This is a genomic window from Xenorhabdus sp. KK7.4, from assembly GCF_963876465.1.
Lineage (GTDB): Bacteria > Pseudomonadota > Gammaproteobacteria > Enterobacterales > Enterobacteriaceae > Xenorhabdus > Xenorhabdus stockiae.
Map to the genome: position 1 here is coordinate 1 of NZ_CAWNQF010000035.1, position 17487 is coordinate 17487.

The 17487-nt window shown below is 40.8% G+C and carries 16 protein-coding genes; 7 read left to right on the plus strand and 9 right to left on the minus strand.

Features of this window, described 5'->3' with window-relative positions:
* Positions 1–385: 385 nt before the first annotated feature.
* The 7 genes from AACS90_RS04350 (at position 386) to AACS90_RS04380 (ending at position 7365) form a co-directional block, all read left to right on the plus strand.
* Positions 386–1495 carry a phage tail fiber protein gene (locus AACS90_RS04350; protein WP_193757182.1) on the plus strand — a complete coding sequence of 370 codons (1110 nt, stop codon included), beginning with the start codon at positions 386–388 and terminating at the stop codon, positions 1493–1495.
* Positions 1496–1544: 49 nt separating this feature from the next.
* Positions 1545–1931, plus strand: coding sequence for a LecA/PA-IL family lectin (locus AACS90_RS04355; RefSeq protein ID WP_099121850.1), 387 nt, complete (start codon positions 1545–1547; stop codon positions 1929–1931).
* 560 nt (positions 1932–2491) lie between these two features.
* The gene (locus AACS90_RS04360; protein WP_099110566.1) at positions 2492–2749 is read left to right on the plus strand and encodes a helix-turn-helix domain-containing protein; all 258 of its coding nucleotides are present in this window, start codon (positions 2492–2494) and stop codon (positions 2747–2749) included.
* A gap of 337 nt (positions 2750–3086) precedes the next feature.
* Positions 3087–3995, plus strand: coding sequence for an oxygen-dependent coproporphyrinogen oxidase (hemF, locus tag AACS90_RS04365; protein WP_099121851.1), 909 nt, complete (start codon positions 3087–3089; stop codon positions 3993–3995).
* Positions 3996–4310: 315 nt separating this feature from the next.
* Complete coding sequence (locus AACS90_RS04370) at positions 4311–5399, plus strand: M4 family metallopeptidase (RefSeq protein WP_099121852.1); 1089 nt, start codon at positions 4311–4313, stop codon at positions 5397–5399.
* Positions 5400–5608: 209 nt separating this feature from the next.
* Positions 5609–6655, plus strand: coding sequence for a M4 family metallopeptidase (locus tag AACS90_RS04375; RefSeq protein WP_099121853.1), 1047 nt, complete (start codon positions 5609–5611; stop codon positions 6653–6655).
* 512 nt (positions 6656–7167) lie between these two features.
* Positions 7168–7365 carry a protealysin propeptide domain-containing protein gene (locus AACS90_RS04380; RefSeq protein WP_099121854.1) on the plus strand — a complete coding sequence of 66 codons (198 nt, stop codon included), beginning with the start codon at positions 7168–7170 and terminating at the stop codon, positions 7363–7365.
* A gap of 117 nt (positions 7366–7482) precedes the next feature.
* Here AACS90_RS04380 and der read toward each other — a convergent pair whose 3' ends face one another.
* From der to ndk, 9 genes are all read right to left on the minus strand, one after another.
* Complete coding sequence (der, locus tag AACS90_RS04385; RefSeq protein WP_099121855.1) at positions 7483–8976, minus strand: ribosome biogenesis GTPase Der; 1494 nt, start codon at positions 8974–8976, stop codon at positions 7483–7485.
* Positions 8977–9149: 173 nt separating this feature from the next.
* Positions 9150–10322, minus strand: coding sequence for an outer membrane protein assembly factor BamB (gene bamB, locus AACS90_RS04390; RefSeq protein WP_099121856.1), 1173 nt, complete (start codon positions 10320–10322; stop codon positions 9150–9152).
* Positions 10323–10336: 14 nt separating this feature from the next.
* Positions 10337–10957 carry a YfgM family protein gene (locus tag AACS90_RS04395; protein WP_099121857.1) on the minus strand — a complete coding sequence of 207 codons (621 nt, stop codon included), beginning with the start codon at positions 10955–10957 and terminating at the stop codon, positions 10337–10339.
* An 11-nt stretch (positions 10958–10968) separates the two neighbouring features.
* Positions 10969–12246 carry a histidine--tRNA ligase gene (gene hisS, locus AACS90_RS04400; RefSeq protein WP_099121858.1) on the minus strand — a complete coding sequence of 426 codons (1278 nt, stop codon included), beginning with the start codon at positions 12244–12246 and terminating at the stop codon, positions 10969–10971.
* 116 nt (positions 12247–12362) lie between these two features.
* The gene (gene ispG, locus AACS90_RS04405; protein WP_099121859.1) at positions 12363–13484 is read right to left on the minus strand and encodes a flavodoxin-dependent (E)-4-hydroxy-3-methylbut-2-enyl-diphosphate synthase; all 1122 of its coding nucleotides are present in this window, start codon (positions 13482–13484) and stop codon (positions 12363–12365) included.
* Positions 13485–13633: 149 nt separating this feature from the next.
* Positions 13634–14704, minus strand: coding sequence for a cytoskeleton protein RodZ (gene rodZ, locus AACS90_RS04410; protein ID WP_099121860.1), 1071 nt, complete (start codon positions 14702–14704; stop codon positions 13634–13636).
* 143 nt (positions 14705–14847) lie between these two features.
* Positions 14848–15291: a fimbrial assembly protein gene (locus AACS90_RS04415; protein ID WP_099121861.1), complete on the minus strand. Its 444-nt coding sequence runs from the start codon at positions 15289–15291 to the stop codon at positions 14848–14850.
* Between the two features lie 71 nt (positions 15292–15362).
* Complete coding sequence (locus AACS90_RS04420; protein WP_099121952.1) at positions 15363–16559, minus strand: bifunctional tRNA (adenosine(37)-C2)-methyltransferase TrmG/ribosomal RNA large subunit methyltransferase RlmN; 1197 nt, start codon at positions 16557–16559, stop codon at positions 15363–15365.
* Positions 16560–16881: 322 nt separating this feature from the next.
* On the minus strand, positions 16882–17310 hold the full coding sequence (gene ndk, locus AACS90_RS04425) for a nucleoside-diphosphate kinase (protein WP_086956086.1): 429 nt from the start codon (positions 17308–17310) through the stop codon (positions 16882–16884).
* Positions 17311–17487: the final 177 nt, after the last annotated feature.

Here is a 17487-nt window from a genome sequence, read left to right on the forward strand (position 1 = left end):
AATAAGATAGACCCTTCGATTGCGTTCCTGATGAGTTTTGGCACATGGCAGGTGGAACATGAAGACTTTGCGTTTAACTTGAGTGAAGAACAGCAGAAGAAACTGGATATCTTTGATGGGGTTTAATAAAATCAAATGCTCAGAAGGTGAGATACCTCACCTTTATTTCACTAAAATTTATCAGTCACCGGATAAATTTTATTAATTTACCATCTGTTATTTTATGTCATCCTGCCATTAAAATATGCAATTCATCCACTGAATGAAATCAATCTGTACTCTCCAATATTGATGAACCAATTTATTGATGTTCACCGGCGGAGAAGTATCTCACCGCCTTCATGTTATTTAGCAATGTTATTGTTGATTAAATGAGGGAATAAATATGCAAGATAAAAAGCCTGATGCACCTGTCTCAGAAGATAGTAATCTTGTGATTGTTACAACACCGGAATATGTCAAAGATTCAATCAAAGAAGCCATTGCGGAACACGCTGCAAGCCGTAATCATCCCTATGCAACTCAAGCAGAACCGGGATTTGTTACGTTAAGTAATGCAGTAGACAATGACAGTGAGATAACCGTTGCAACCTCTAAAGCTGTTAAAAAAGCATATGATTTAGCCAATACAGCTAACCAAAATGCTCTCAATAATAATTCTGATCTCTATTTGGAGAAGAAACAGAACGGGGCTGATATTCCTGATAAAACGTTGTTTGTTAAAAACATAGGATTATCCGAAACAGTGAAATTAGCGAAGGATGCTTATAGCCCAAATAATAAGCCGTCAGCACATGATATCGGTTCAATTCAAACTAATGCCAATCTAATTGTTGGAAGTTCAAATAATTCTAATATCGGAGACTTTAAAGATATTCCGACAAATTCAACATATTTTAATTATCATGGAGCAGTTGATGGGATAAATGTATATGGTACAGGTATTAAAATATGTGGACCATTGGGTGGTTATGATTTTGTTTTACAGTCAAATTATGATGAGAAAAACGGTGGTTTATACTATAGAGTCAGAAATGGGGATCGTGGTTGCTGGCTTCCATTTAGAAAAATATTGGATGAAGGAAGTGTTAGATTAGATGAAAAAGGATATTTAAGGCAAATATCCTCTATAATTCAAATTAACTCTGATGGAACATTTATCACCAAAGGCGAATCTAAAGGAGCCACAGCGGAACGTATTTCAGAGGGTATTTACCTTATTAAAGGCGTTTCAGGCTTTAGTACTGATGATATACAAAGTGACACAGATAACGATATTGAAATACCGCTATCTAAAAACAAATTACCACTAATTTGGATCAATCACGAAGTTCTACCTGATGGCTCCATCAAATTAATGATCTACCACCGTGAACACTTAGACGCACCTACTTTTGCCAGAAATGTACGAGAAGGTTATTCTGACGGTGATTTAATTGATATCCCTGATGGCAGATTTGTTTCTGTTCGAGTGAAAATGCCTGCCATTAAATAATCACAATCTTAATTTTTACACATTCAAAATATAATTTGGAGGTAATATTATGTATGACTGGTCTGGAAGTGTTCCTGCTAACCTTGAGACAGGTAGACATACTGGGCTTTATCTTAATGTAGGAGATGTTATTTCAATTATTGCTAAAGGTTGGGTACAATATGGGGGACCGGGAAATCCATATACTGCACCACAAGGTGTCGTAGATGAACCTAGTGATTTTTCATATAGTTTAGTTGCTAAAATTGGAGGAAAAACCTATGAAATTGGTAATGGAGTACTCCACAAAACAATTCCTATAGATGGAGAATTAGTATTTTTATTTAACGATTACAAAGGTTATTTTGGTGATAATACAGGTGAATTTCAGATTAGCGTAAAAATAGAATCACGTTATTCCCCTGATTATCTAAAAGAAATAAACCCAATAAATTAATGTAATTAAAATCCCTACTGTAAATGCCAAGTGAGATGACATAACCAGATCTCACTTGGTCAACAATAATATCCTTAACATTACACTCGTAGCTTATTTTTCAAAAATAACAACTCTATTATTATTAGACATTTTCATTTATGCCATTAAATTAAAGTCTTAACATTTAATAGACAAGCATATTATACATTGTATTTTTAATATGCTTTGGTACATAGCAAATAGAGTATGGATATTTTTCGTTTACTTTAAGTACAAAATCACAGTAACACTTTAAGCCTCTCTAACTCAAAAGTTAAGCGCTTATACTGATTCGCTTATTGAACCAGATAAACCAATCAGTTAAAGTCCCCCCGCCATTAGCAAAATCTAGTGGTCAGGGCTTCGCATCCCTGAGCTAAGAACACTGGTAGGATGTTTCTACCAGTGACCTCGTTCACCCTTTCAATGGTGATTCAGGCAGGGGAGGCTTCGGCCTCACCGGAATCTTAGCCCGGTAATGCGAACCTTGCTTGAATCGCCACCATCAATTTTCTCAATTAATGGAAGGGGTAACAGGAATGAATAATGTTAAAAATGATTGGCATCAAGCCGACATTATCGCCGCATTACGTAAACGTGGTACAACCTTAGCGGCTGTTTCTCGTGAATCTGGCCTCAGTTCATCAACACTAGCGAATACTCTTAGTCGACCGTGGCCGAAAGGCGAATGGATAATAGCTAACTATCTTGAAATACATCCCTCAGAAATCTGGCCTAGCCGTTATTTTGATTCGTATGGTGAATTGATTGAACGCAAGGTTCGAGATAAATCATAAAAATAGTAGCCCATCACTTGAAAATCATCGGGAAGATAGCCGTAACGGGGTATCTTCTCACTAGCAGTAACATTCGTAATTGTCCCTTCTAAAAACTTTCAGCAAAATAACCGTAACTTCTTCGCAAGATCAGAACGGTTAGCATACTGGCCTTGTTTTATTGATCACAAATTCACTCTTATTCTTTCCTGTCTTTTCTTTTACACTGTTCTTATCTTATGTCTTGTTTATAAGTTTGTTCAGCGTTCTATGTATAAACAATTGCATAAACAAACAAAAACAACCTCGTTAAATAATTGTAATTATTTAAATAATATCAAATGGTTATACTTTAATTATGAATATAGCTAATATATCTCAAGTTAAGACTTTTTTCCTCTCATTACAGGATGAAATCTGTAAACAACTTGAACGTCTGGATGATCATTCCCATTTCATCGAAGAGTGCTGGCAACGGGAGGAAGGCGGTGGCGGACGCAGCCGTGTCTTAAAATCAGGTAAGGTTTTTGAGCAGGCAGGTGTGAATTTTTCCCATGTAACCGGAGATTCCCTGCCTTCGTCAGCAACAGCTCACCGCCCTGAACTGGCGGGTCGCAGCTATCAGGCAATGGGGGTTTCCCTTGTTATTCATCCCCAAAATCCTTATGTTCCGACCAGTCACGCCAATGTTCGCTTTTTTGTTGCCGAAAAAGAAGGTGAGTCCCCCATCTGGTGGTTTGGTGGCGGGTTTGATCTCACTCCCTATTATGGCTTTAAAGAGGATGCCGTTCACTGGCACACCGTTGCCAGTACGTTATGCCAGCCATTTGGTGAGGATATTTATCCCACATATAAAAAATGGTGTGATGATTATTTCTTTATTAAGCATCGTAATGAGCCTCGTGGTATTGGCGGGCTATTTTATGATGATTTAAATAGTCCCGATTTTGATACTTGCTTCAATTTCACACAAGCTGTGGGTAATGGTTTCCTTTCGGCTTATCTACCTATTGTTGAAAGAAGAAAAGATATCGGCTGGGGAGAGCGGGAAAGGCAATTCCAATTATATCGCCGTGGTCGCTATGTTGAATTTAATTTAGTCTGGGATAGAGGAACATTATTCGGCCTGCAAAGTGGCGGGAGAACAGAATCTATACTGATGTCCATGCCTCCTTTAGTTCGCTGGGAGTATAATTATTCCCCTGAGCCCAATTCTGCCGAAGAAGAGCTCTATACATCATTTCTGATAAAAAAAGACTGGGTATAAATAAATCCTGGAGTAGCCCAATAGTATAAATATGTATTGGGCTATTTATCACTACTCTAATCTAAATTTAAAATTTAATATACACATCGACTTTCAAGTTATCTCTTTGCTGGCTACGCATCTTGTGTTTAATTGTATATATTACAACCCTGCTTTTATATCAATAGATTAATAAATTTATTGATAGCATTCCATTAACAATATTCTGTTATAAAAAGTCAATATTTACCCTAATGACTATCACTTTAATTATCGATAGTATGCAAATGGGCGCCCAAAACAATAAACATAGCACTGACAAAACAGGGGATAACTATGAATAGACAAGCAATTAATAGATGCAGTTTAATTCCTCCATTTGTCTTAGAACAAATATCCAATCACTGTGACGAGTGTACTAATCAATATGTATTAAAAACATTAGATCATGTTTATAATTTAATGAACATTACGATATTTGAAGGTATTCCACAGCCGGAATATGAAATAAAACATGTTGAAAAAATAAAACTACACAGAACTATCTATGATGCGGAACAGAAAGAAGAGTTCCCCGGAAAGAAATTAATCCGAAGTGAAGGTATGCCTGACAGTGACGATATTGCCATTAATGAAGCCTATGAGTACCTTGGAAAAACTCATGAGTTTTATAGTAAGGTTTTTGATCGCAATTCACTTGATAACCAAGGGCTGAAATTAGTTGCCACTGTTCATTATGGTAAAAATTACTTAAATGCTTTTTGGTCAAGGAAGCAAATGGTTTTCGGTGATGGTGATGGTCAGTTCTTCAATCGCTTTACCTCTGCTATTGATGTGGTAGCACACGAACTAACGCATGGAGTTATTCAAAATGAAGTTAACCTCTATTATGCCTACCAGTCTGGTGCTCTGAATGAGTCTATTTCAGATGCATTTGGCATAATGGTAAAACAGTATTCCAATAATCAAAGAGCGGATGAATCCGACTGGTTATTGGGAAAAGGAATTCTGGGTCCTCGTTTTAACCCAGAGAATAAACCTGATATTGCCTTACGCTCATTTATAAGGCCGGGTACAGCGTTTTCCAACGACAGGCAGGTTGCTCATATGGATCAATATGAAGAGCTACCAATTACGCTGGATAATGGAGGTGTTCATATATATTCAGGGATCCCGAACAAGGCATTTTACTTACTCGCAATTGCACTGGGAGGTTATTCATGGGAGAGAGCGGGAAAAATCTGGTATGAAACTTTGTTAGATAATCGTTTATCTTCGTATGCCACTTTTGATGAGTTCGCTACATTAACTATTAAGAGTGCAGAAAGATTATTTGGCAAGAATATCTCCCACATTACCAGAGAGTGCTGGAAAGAAGTTGGTGTACTTTTGCCCAAAAAAACAGCAACGAAAATATTAATATAATATTATTCATCAATATTATATTAATTTAATATTAATCATATAGTTAATATTATATAGCCTATTTAAGCTCTTTACTATATTTATAGATTAATAAAAACAAAATAATAAAAAAGCATCTAATTAGTAGAAAACCTTGTGACTTAGGCTAATAATTTAATTGGGATCCCAAAAAAAATACACAGCATCCAAAAATAAATCGGGGTATCATTATGTACAAAAATACGATACACAACATTATTCCTCCAAATTTATTCGAATATATTATTAAAAATTGCGATGAAAATGATAAGGCTCCAATATTAAAAGCTTTAAATCACACTTATAATTTAATGAATTATTATGCTGGCATGGGAAGTTCATCACTGATATATAATCCAGGAGATGATGAGAATCTGGATAGAATAATATATGATGCCGAAAATACAGATAAGTATCCAGGTACAAAAACAATACGGACTGAAGGCTCTTCTGAAAGTAAGGATATTTGTGTTGATGAAGCCTATGAACATCTTGGTATAACTTATCAATTCTATAAAGAAATTTTTGGCCGTAACTCAATTGATAATAAAGGACTTAAGTTAGTCGCTACAGTACATTACCTTGAAAATTATGCAAATGCGTTTTGGGCAGACAACCAGATGGTTTTTGGTGATGGTATGAAGTCGTATCTTAATCGCTTCACATCCTGTATTGATGTTACAGCGCATGAAATGACACACGGTGTCACTCAATATGAAGCAAATCTGGACTATGCCTATCAAGCAGGTGCTCTCAACGAGTCTATTTCAGATGTATTCGGTATTATGGTGAAACAATTTTCGAATAATCAGAAAGCCGACGAATCTGACTGGCTGATTGGTCAGGGGATCTTCGGGCCAAAAATGAATCCTAATAATGATCCCAATCTTGCACTGCGTTCGTTCAAGGATCCGGGAGCTGCGTATTCAGATGATGATCAAATAGGTCATATGGATCAATATGAAGATCTTCCCTTTTCAAATGACAACGGCGGAGTTCATAAATATTCAGGCATTCCAAATAGAGCATTCTACCTGTTAGCAACAGCTTTAGGAGGGTATTCATGGGAGCAAGCAGGTAAAATCTGGTACAGCACTTTGACAGATAATAACCTATCCAACAAAGCAAATTTTGATGATTTTGCTAAATTAACGGTAATTAATGCCTGCAAGCTCTTTGGTAAAAGTGCTTCAAATCTTGTCACTGATGCATGGCATCAAGTGGGTGTCCTGCGCTGACGATAAAATAATATTTTTGGCACAGGGGTTAGGAAAACCCCTGTTGTTATCGTCATATTTATTTCTATATTCTTTTTTATCAGGTGATTATTTTTTCTAATAACATCAATTTTATCTTAATTAAATTCTTCAACCGCATGAATTCCCAATAATATATAATCAGCTATGGTTCTGAAAATTTATCTGCTTATTACATATATAATTAACAAAATAAATGAATAAAAAAATTTACATTTTTAGTAGTGACTGATTTAATTATTTTGACTAATATTTAGACTAGCAAGGTAAGTTATACCCAACGGGTTTCAATATGCATCACGGCAACAAAGGAATGATAAAAGCTGGTTCCCGATGGAACACAAAAGCCGCTCATTACTCTCTGGGATCATAACGCATCGTATATTTATAAAAACGGTGACTGGGGTGCGTGAGTGTAGCCAGCAAGAGGTACTTGAAAAACGGGGGATATTATATAGATACCAGGCTCACACACTAACCAAATTGGGTATATTATGTGCAATACAACAAATCAACACTGTATAGTCCCGCCCCATTTGCTGGAGTATATTGCAAAGCACTGCGATGAGAAAGATAAGGAATATGTGCTAAAAACATTAAATGATGTTAATAAGTTAATGAAAAAATCAGCCCAAAATTCTTCGTTACAAAAAAAAGATATAACTAAAATTGATAAAGAAAAAAGTAATTAATCATTCGATGTTAAAAAGTATAACCCAGAAGATAATCAATTCAATTATTCATCATAATGGTTAATCGTCTTAAACAAAAATAAAGAGCTATAAATAGCTCTTTATTTTTTTGCTTAATTAACGCTTTTTCAAATGTTCCATCAAACGTTTACGTTTACGTAACTGTGTTGCCGTTAATGTGTTTTTCTTACCCGCATATGGGTTAGCCCCTTCTTTAAACTGAATACGAATAGGTGTACCCATCACTTTTAAAGAGCGGCGGAAATAATTCATTAAGTAGCGCTTATACGAATCAGGCAAGCCTGTTACCTGATTACCGTGAATAACAACGATTGGCGGATTATATCCTCCGGCATGAGCATATTTCATTTTAACCCTGCGCCCGCGTATTATTGGTGGCTGATGATCATCTTCAGCCATACGCATAATACGGGTAAGCATGGACGTATTGACACGACGGGTCGCACTTTCATAAGCTTCCAGAATAGAATCAAACAGATTCCCTACTCCGCTACCATGCAAAGCAGAAATAAAGTGGACACGGGCAAAATCAACAAACCCCAGACGTAAGTCCAGCATATCCTTAACATGATCACGGTCTTCCTGAGTCATGCCATCCCATTTGTTCACCGCGATGACTAAGGAGCGGCCGCTGTTAAGAATAAAGCCCAACAGGGAAAGATCCTGATCCGAAATACCTTCACGGGCATCAACCACCAGCATAACGACGTTCGCATCTTCAATTGCCTGAAGTGTTTTGATAACGGAGAATTTCTCTACCGTTTCTGTCACCTTGCCACGCTTACGAACTCCCGCTGTGTCAATCAGCACATATTCACGACCATCACGCTCCATCGGAATATAAATGCTGTCACGAGTTGTACCCGGCATATCGAAGACAACAACACGCTCTTCACCCAAAATACGGTTAGTCAGTGTGGACTTACCCACATTTGGACGCCCGACGATTGCTAACTTCAATGGCAGTGTTGTCGGATCGAAATCATCTTCCTGCTCAGCTTCTTCGACAGCGTCTTGTTCAGCCTGTTCTAACTCAGCCCAGTAAGCAGCGTTAGCTTCTTCTTCCGTTAATTCAATTTCCTCTGCACCTTCCTCATCTGCATAGAAAGGCAACAGTGCATGCTCAATCAATTGTGTTACGCCACGTCCATGAGAAGCAGCGATAGAATGTATATCCCCCAATCCCAGAGAATAAAATTCAGCAACAGATGTATCAATATCGATACCGTCAGTCTTATTCGCGACTAAAAACGTCGATTTTTCACGGCTGCGCAAATGCTTTGCAATCGCGTGATCCGCAGGCATCAGCCCGGACCTGGCATCAACCATAAACAGGACAATGTCTGCTTCTTCGATTGCCATCAAAGATTGCGTAGCCATATGTGTTTCTACGCCCTCTTCTGTTCCGTCAATACCACCGGTATCAACGATAATAAATTCTTTCCCTTCAACTTCCGCACGTCCATATTTACGGTCGCGGGTTAAACCGGGAAAATCCGCGACCAATGCATCTCTGGTACGGGTTAAGCGGTTAAATAAAGTAGACTTTCCAACATTGGGGCGCCCAACCAGCGCAACGACAGGTATCATTTTTGATGCCTCATGACTAAATGTAAATCGATATCCCGCAAAAAAAGAGGCGCTTGAAGTTCGTTCACAACAAAATCTTCTTCTCATAACTGCAAGATACTAAAAAGACGACACGGCTCCTGTCATTACAGGAGCCGTGTTCGGATAAAATGCATTAAAATATTTACTGTATATCAGCGTGTATACAGGTAAACTTTACCATTCCTTGCCTGCACCATCAGTTTATCACTGGCGATAACCGGACGGCTTAATAAGCCTGAGCTATCAACCTTATGCTGAGCCATAAACTGACCATCTTCCATATTCAGCCAGTGCAGATAACCTTCTCCATCACCCACAACCAGATAGCCGTTATACATTTCCGGGGCAGTCAGATTACGGTGCAACAAATCGTTCTGGGACCAAATGGTTACCCCATCACTTTTACGCAGGGATAAAATACGATCATCCTGATCTACAACAAAAATATTGTTGTCAGTCACAACCATATCATTGACGGAACCAAGATCACGTTTCCAGATTATCTGACCAGAGCGCATATCCATTGCAACCAGATTGCCATTATAGGCAATGGCATAAATGACATTATCAGAAATGACCGGTGTCATATCAACATCATTCAGACGATCAATTTCCGTTGCACCAGTGACCTGAGAGATACGCTGTTGCCAAATAAGTTGCCCCTGTGAAAGCAGAACAGCACTGACACGGCCATTATCACCACCGACAATCGCAGCACCATATGCCACAGCGGGAGCTGACTCACCACGGACAGACAATGGCGGCGTATCCATATTGATGGACCAGGCGATAGAGCCATCATTTGCATTCAATGCCTGTAACATCCCATTACCGGTATGAATCAGGATAAGGTTATCACTTAACACCGGACGGGATAACGCTTCACCAGCAACCTGCGTTTCCCACTCAACTTTGCCGGTTGTAGTATCTAATGCGATAACTTTGGCTTTCTCTGTGCCAACATACAGACGATCACCTGATACCGTCAAACCACCGGATAATAACGCAGGCAAACGTGACGACAGAAAGCCTGTTTTCTCCGACAGGTCGGTAGACCATAACTCTTTGCCGCTATCTATATCAAATGCTTTGATAATACCATTACGATCAGCAACATAAACAGCAGAGCCTTGCCATGCAGGTGATAAGTGAGAGTAGTAATGACCAACTCCACTTCCAACCGACTTATCCCACACCACATGAGGATTGAATTGGTTTTCAACCTTTGGCAGCGGGGACATTATGACCGTATCCTGTTCACTTGAGCAACCCGCCAGCAGAACAGAAGCAACCAGCCCAACCAGAAGTGTTTTACGCAGTTGCATTAGAGTTGGCTCCCTTAATTGGATAAATTATCTAGTTTAACTTGCATTCTCTCTTTCAAAGCCTGAGCTCCCTGAGATTCCAACCCTCTGGAGTATGCTTCACGCGCACCTGCTATATCGCCTTTCTTCGCCAGAATATCACCCCGGATATTCTCAGTGATGATTTGCCATCCTTTGCTTTTTACCTGCTCCAGCGTTTTTAATGCCGCATCAGTTTTATCTTCGGCTAACTGAATGCGGGCCAGACGAATATCTGACAAAGCCTGTATATCCTGATCTTTAGCTTTACCTGTAGCAGTCAGTAAATATTTTTCTGCCTGAGCCAGATCATTCTTATCAGCCACATGTTTTGCCAGTTCCATATCTGCCATCACACCGTAGATATTATTCGTTTCGTTAGCGAATTTCTCTGCGGCCGAGATACCTTCTTTCGAACCTGATGCTAATGACTGGTTCATTTGCTCAAATGCTGTTGCAGTATCTTGTAACTGATTTGTTTGATGAGATTGCCAGTAACGCCAGCCAATAATTGCCCCAATCCCCAATACTAAGCCAACAGCAATATATTTACCGTTGTTAACGAAAAAACGCTTTATTGCATCAACTTGTTCAGTTTCAGTGGTATAGACTTCCACAGAGTCTCTCCTTAGCCTAACAGTTCGCTCAAACGTGCTGCGATCGTTTGTTGTGGTAATGTTTGTTGCTCACCATTTCGTAAATCTTTCACGGTGACATTACCTGTACTAATTTCATCTTCCCCTAAAAGCAGGGCAATTTTGGCACCGTGCTTACCTGCACGCCCCAGTTGTTTCTTAAAGTTACCGCCACCGTGATTGGTCATTAGGCGTAATTCCGGTAATTCATCACGGATTTTCTCTGCCAGAATCAGTGCTGCCTGTTGACTGCCTTCCCCGAAGGAAGAAAGGTAAACATCTGCAACCGTGAGATCGGCAACAAATTCAGGGTTCACTTCCTGAACCAACAGGATCATGCGTTCCATACCCATGGCAAAGCCGACCGCAGGTGTTGATTTCCCACCCAGTTGCTCAACCAGACCATCATAACGCCCACCGGCACAGACCGTACCCTGCGCACCCAAAGCAGAAGTGACCCATTCAAAAACTGTGCGGTTATAATAGTCAAGACCGCGCACCAGACGCTGGTTAATACGATATTGAATACCAGCAGCATCCAGATTCCGGCACAGGCCGTCAAAGTGTTCTTTTGATTCTGCATCAAGATAATCAAACAGAGCCGGGGCATCGTTAAGAAGTGCCTGAACCTCCGGATTTTTAGAATCCAGTACGCGCAATGGGTTAGTATACATGCGACGCAGACAATCTTCGTCCAATTTATCTTTATGCTGCTCAAGGAAAGCAACCAGAGCATCACGATAGTTTGCCCGCGCTTCCAGCGAACCGATGGAATTCAACTCTAGTGTCACATGCTCAGCAATACCCAACTCCCGCCACCAGCGCGCAGTCATCAGGATCATTTCAGCATCAATATCCGGCCCCTGAAGACCAAACACTTCAGCGCCCAATTGATGAAACTGACGATAACGGCCTTTTTGCGGGCGCTCATAACGGAACATCTGGCCGATGTACCATAAACGCTGTTCCTGATTGTACAGCAGACCATGTTCGATACCGGCACGAACACAACCAGCAGTGTTTTCCGGGCGCAGGGTCAGGCTTTCTCCGTTGCGGTCATTAAATGTATACATTTCTTTTTCGACCACATCAGTCACTTCCCCGATAGCTCGCTTGAATAACGGGGTCTGCTCTACAACCGGTGTTCTGATTTCACTGAAGCCATAACCAGCCAGCACACGTTTTATTGTAGACTCAACACGTTGCCAAATCGCTGTTTCAGCAGGAAGGCAGTCGTTCATGCCACGAATAGCCGAAATGTTTTTTGCCATGTTTTATCTCTTATTAATATTTTTACAATAGAGTCGATTATAAAAGCGAATATTCTCAAGGTTCAATCAGCAAACAAAATAATACCGACTCAAATAACATGAGCCGGTATTGAATTTTACTTTTCGAGCTGATTGATACTGATTCGTTTACTGGCATCAAGGATCGCAGCCTTGGCCCGGATTTTCGCTTCAAGCTGGTCAATCAAATCATTATTATTGAGACGTTCTTTCTGACGAACGCCATCTTCATAAAAACCACTTTTTGTTTTTGCGCCTGTCACACCCAATGTAGAAACTTCAGCTTCTCCGGGACCATTGACAACGCAGCCGATGATGGAAACATCCATCGGCGTAATCAAATCTTCAAGGCGTTGTTCAAGCGCATTGACTGTACCGATAACGTCAAATTCCTGACGGGAGCAGGTCGGGCAGGCAATGAAATTGATACCTCTTGAACGAATGCGCAGTGCTTTCAGAATATCGAAGCCAACTTTAACCTCTTCTACCGGATCTGCCGCCAGAGAGATACGCAAAGTGTCTCCAATACCTTCAGATAACAGCATTCCTAACCCGATTGAAGATTTCACCGCACCAGCACGGGCACCACCGGCTTCAGTAATGCCTAAATGCAGCGGCTGATCAATTTTCTGAGCCAGCAAACGATAGGCACCTACAGCAAGGAAGACGTCAGATGCTTTAACACTGACCTTGAACTGATCAAAGTTAAGGCGGTCAAGAATATCTACATGACGCATAGCCGATTCCACCAATGCTTCTGGTGTCGGCTCTCCGTATTTTTCCTGTAAATCTTTTTCCAAAGAGCCGCCATTAACCCCAATACGGATTGGTATATTATGATGGCGAGCGCAATCTACAACCTGACGGATCCGCTCTTCATTACCAATATTTCCGGGATTAATACGCAAACAGTCAACACCGTATTCGGCAACTTTTAATGCGATACGATAATCAAAATGGATATCGGCAACTAACGGGACATTGACTTGCTGCTTGATGAGTTTAAAAGCTTCCGCCGCATCCATGGTTGGCACCGAAACACGGACAATATCAACACCTACACGCTCCAGCGATTTGATCTGATTAACAGTCGCTTCAACATCTGTTGTCCGTGTGTTCGTCATTGACTGCACCGCAATAGGTGCATTATCTCCAATAGGTACATTACCGACATAGATACGTGTGGATTTACGTCTTGTTATCGGTGATTCATTATGCATTTTTACATTACTCCCCTACATCCCTGTATTTTATTTATAAAAATTACAACTATGCTGTGGTGAATAATACACATAGACGAACCTGAACCCCAGCTCAACATTCGTCTCAAAGTATGTGCCCAGTAAACGTGTCAAAACCATAAATCCGCTTATGGCAGTGTCAGTCTGGCATTGGTGCCTTTCTTAATAAACGCATCCATATTCACACGTTTTCCCTGAAACTCTACCTCGACCTGAGCAGGTGCCCCGATATTAAGTGAATAAGGTAAAGCACCTGATAATTTCAGGCTATCGCCCTTACTTTTGGTACCACTAAACAGTTTCTTACCGTTGGCATCTTTAATTTCCAGCCAGCATCTGCCTTTGAAATTAAATACCAGTTCATTGCTGTTCGCGATACTGGACTGATTTTCAGTTGTTGATAAGGGAGTTGTTGATACAGGATTCGTTGATGACACAGCGTCTGGCGTGATATTCGTTGTAACTGAATTCTCTGCTCCCTGATTTACAGGAGAAACACCAGTGGAGGCAGTATTACCAGAAGCTGTCAGCGGCTGACTACCCGACTGTGGCACTGAGCTAGTCTGAGTTGATGAAGGAGCACCGGAAGATAATGGCACCTGACTGTCTGTAGTTGTGCTATTTAATGGTACTTGTACATTCTTCTCTGTCTGAGCTGTACCAGATTGCACTTCTGTCGTATTTAGGTTGGAACTGGCTGTCACAGATTGAGTATCACTCAGTTCACTGGCAGACTTTTGTGCCTGTATATCAGACTGTTCTGTCATTGAAGCCAAGTCTTTTTGCTGAATATTATAATTCTGCCACCACCACACACCTGTCATACCCAATAACACAATAATGACAAGCCATGTGAATTTCATCAGCCAGCCATCACGTTTCTTACGTATTTTTTGGGCAGAAAAGCTCTGCATCTGAGATGTTTTTACTGCCTTATGCTGCATCTGTACATCGATCTTGGCTAAGATCTCAGACTCAGGCACCTGAACAAGTTTCGCATAAGCACGGATATAACCGCGAAAAAATGTGGGTACGATATTGTCAGGAACATTATCTTCTTCAATATCACGAACAGTGGACACTTTAAGACACAAGCGATCTGCCACAGTCTGCTGAGAAAGCTCATGTTTTTCACGAGCTTGACGCAAGATCTGACCCGCTGTCAGATTAGCTTCTTCTGGATGAGTTTCAGTCTTCATTATCTAAGGACACTGGTACTGTTCAGGTTAAAATATTCACACAAGTTAATTGACTATCAGACACAATTTAACTTGTGTAGCGAAATCATTTCATACTGCATAAAACGTAGGCAATCATTTATCACAACTCCTACTTATTGCAATTATTCACCGCAATGGGCATAGAAGCCGGTGTTACTCTTTATAACCAAATTATCTGTGACCAAATTGTCCGAGACCAAATTTTTAGCTTCTTTATACCGTCTTTGTTCACAGAGAAAAACGTAATAATGACCTATTACAGTATCATCTCCTGCTCCGTACTGCATTGCCATTCTGTAGTGACGGTCGGCGGATTCAGGCTGACCCGCATATTGTTCATGCAACGCCATCCCCAAATGAGCTTGCGGATGACGGGGTTCAGCCAGTAAAACTTTCTGAAAATGAAATCTGGCAGCCGATAAATTACGTTCTGCCAGATATGCTTTCCCTAACTGTAATCGGGTATCTACTGCAACAGCATGATGAGCCCGGTTCTGAGGATGTTCCGCACAACCTGCTACCAGACTCAAACAAACTATAGACCAAATTATTGATTTCCGTATCATATCATTTTCATTTATAAGGATATGTCAAACTTCGCCAGATTTTTAGCCAATTACAAGAATTGAACAAAAAATTAGACTGTTTTTACCTGAATAGGTTCACCTGCCAGACGTTTTCTCATTGTCCGCTTGGTTCTGTCGATAACTTCGCCAGCCAGCTGTCCACAGGCAGCATCGATATCATCACCTCTGGTTTTACGCACGATGGTAGTAAAGCCATATCCCATCAGTACCTTGGAGAAACGGTCAATCCGGCTGTTGGAGCTACGCCCGTAAGGTGCTCCGGGGAACGGGTTCCAGGGGATCAGGTTAATTTTACTTGGTGTATCTTTCAGACATTCTGCTAATTGGTGAGCCTGTTCCACGCTGTCATTAACGTGATCGAGCATCACATACTCTACCGTGACCCGTCCCTGATTAGCATTCGACTTAGTCAGATAGCGGCGGACACCAGCCAGAAACTCTTCGATATTGTACTTACGGTTAATCGGTACAATTTCATCACGGATATCGTCAGTGGGTGCATGGAGAGAAATTGCCAGAGCGACGTCGATCATATCACCCAGTTTATCCAGTGCAGGCACTACGCCGGATGTTGACAGGGTTACGCGACGTTTTGACAGGCCAAATCCAAAATCATCCATCATGATTTCCATGGCCGGTACCACATTGTTCAGGTTCAGTAACGGCTCTCCCATGCCCATCATCACCACATTGGTGATTGGGCGGCGACCACTGGATTTCAGCGAGCCAATAATTTTAGCGGCGCGCCAGACCTGACCAATAATTTCAGAAACACGCAGGTTGCGGTTAAAACCCTGTTGAGCAGTAGAGCAAAACTTACATTCTAAAGCGCACCCTACCTGAGATGAGACACACAGTGTCGCCCGGTCATCTTCCGGAATATAAACTGTTTCGACCTGTTGATCGCCAACAGTAATTGCCCACTTGATAGTACCATCCGAAGAACGCTGTTCTTCTGCAACTTCAGGTGCTCTGATTTCAGCAACCTGTTGTAGTTTTGCCCTGAGCACTTTATTGATGTCAGTCATTTGCTCAAAGTCGTCATAGCAATAGTGGTACATCCATTTCATGACCTGATCGGCACGAAAAGGTTTTTCCCCCATTTCAATGAAAAACTGACGCATTTGTTTGCGGTTGAGATCAAGCAGATTAATTTTGCCGCTTGTCTTATCCCGCGTAAAAGTCTTATCAGGTGTGAAAGAAGTGGCAGAAGTTGAACATTGTTCGGCTGTATTAGGTTGGGACATTGTCTGGGACATATTGTTACATCGCCTCGTTGTTACACTTTCGGCTCTGTGCTGATTGTATTTCAGCACTAAGTTTTCATGCGGTGACTACTGATTCAGTAAACAGACTTCATATTCAATAAATATAACGCAATACATGGTCTCTTTTGCGAAAACATATCCAGCGTTAATCGTTAATTGAAATGAAATAATAAACGCCCCGCTAAGTCAAATCAGCGGGGCGCGACATTGTACAAACTTTACTGTTCAGATGCTACGAGAACTAAACATCCCGACCATCTTTCAGGTCGTCTTTTTGAAGCAGCTCGAAACTTATTGAATATTAGCTGCGAGAGAAAACTTCATCATCACTGAAGAAGTAAGCAATTTCACGGTTTGCAGATTCAATGGAATCTGAGCCGTGTACCGCATTTTCAGTAAAACTGTCGGCATAATCAGCACGCAGAGTACCAGCCAGCGCGTTGTCCGGGTTAGTTGCACCCATCAGATCACGGTGACGCTGAACTGCATTTTCACCTTCCAGAACCTGTACCATGATTGGGCCGGATGTCATGAACTCTACCAGACCATCAAAGAAAGGGCGGCCTTTGTGCTCGGCATAAAAACCTTCAGCTTGTTCACGAGTTAAATGCAGCATTTTAGCAGCGATGATTTTAAAACCGGCACTTTCAAAACGAGCATAGATGGAACCGATAACATCTTTCTTCACAGCATTAGGTTTAATAATGGAAAAAGTACGTTCAATCGTCATTGGATAACCCCTTTGGCACTTTCAGCGATGATTCATTTTAATTTTTTGTTCCCCCTGATAACACAGAAGGACAGAATTTATCCTGTTTTCCTGACAGGAATAAAAATAGGCGTTGATTATAGGAGGAGACTTTCGGCTTGCCTACAAAAAACACAACATTTTATTAAAACATTCTTA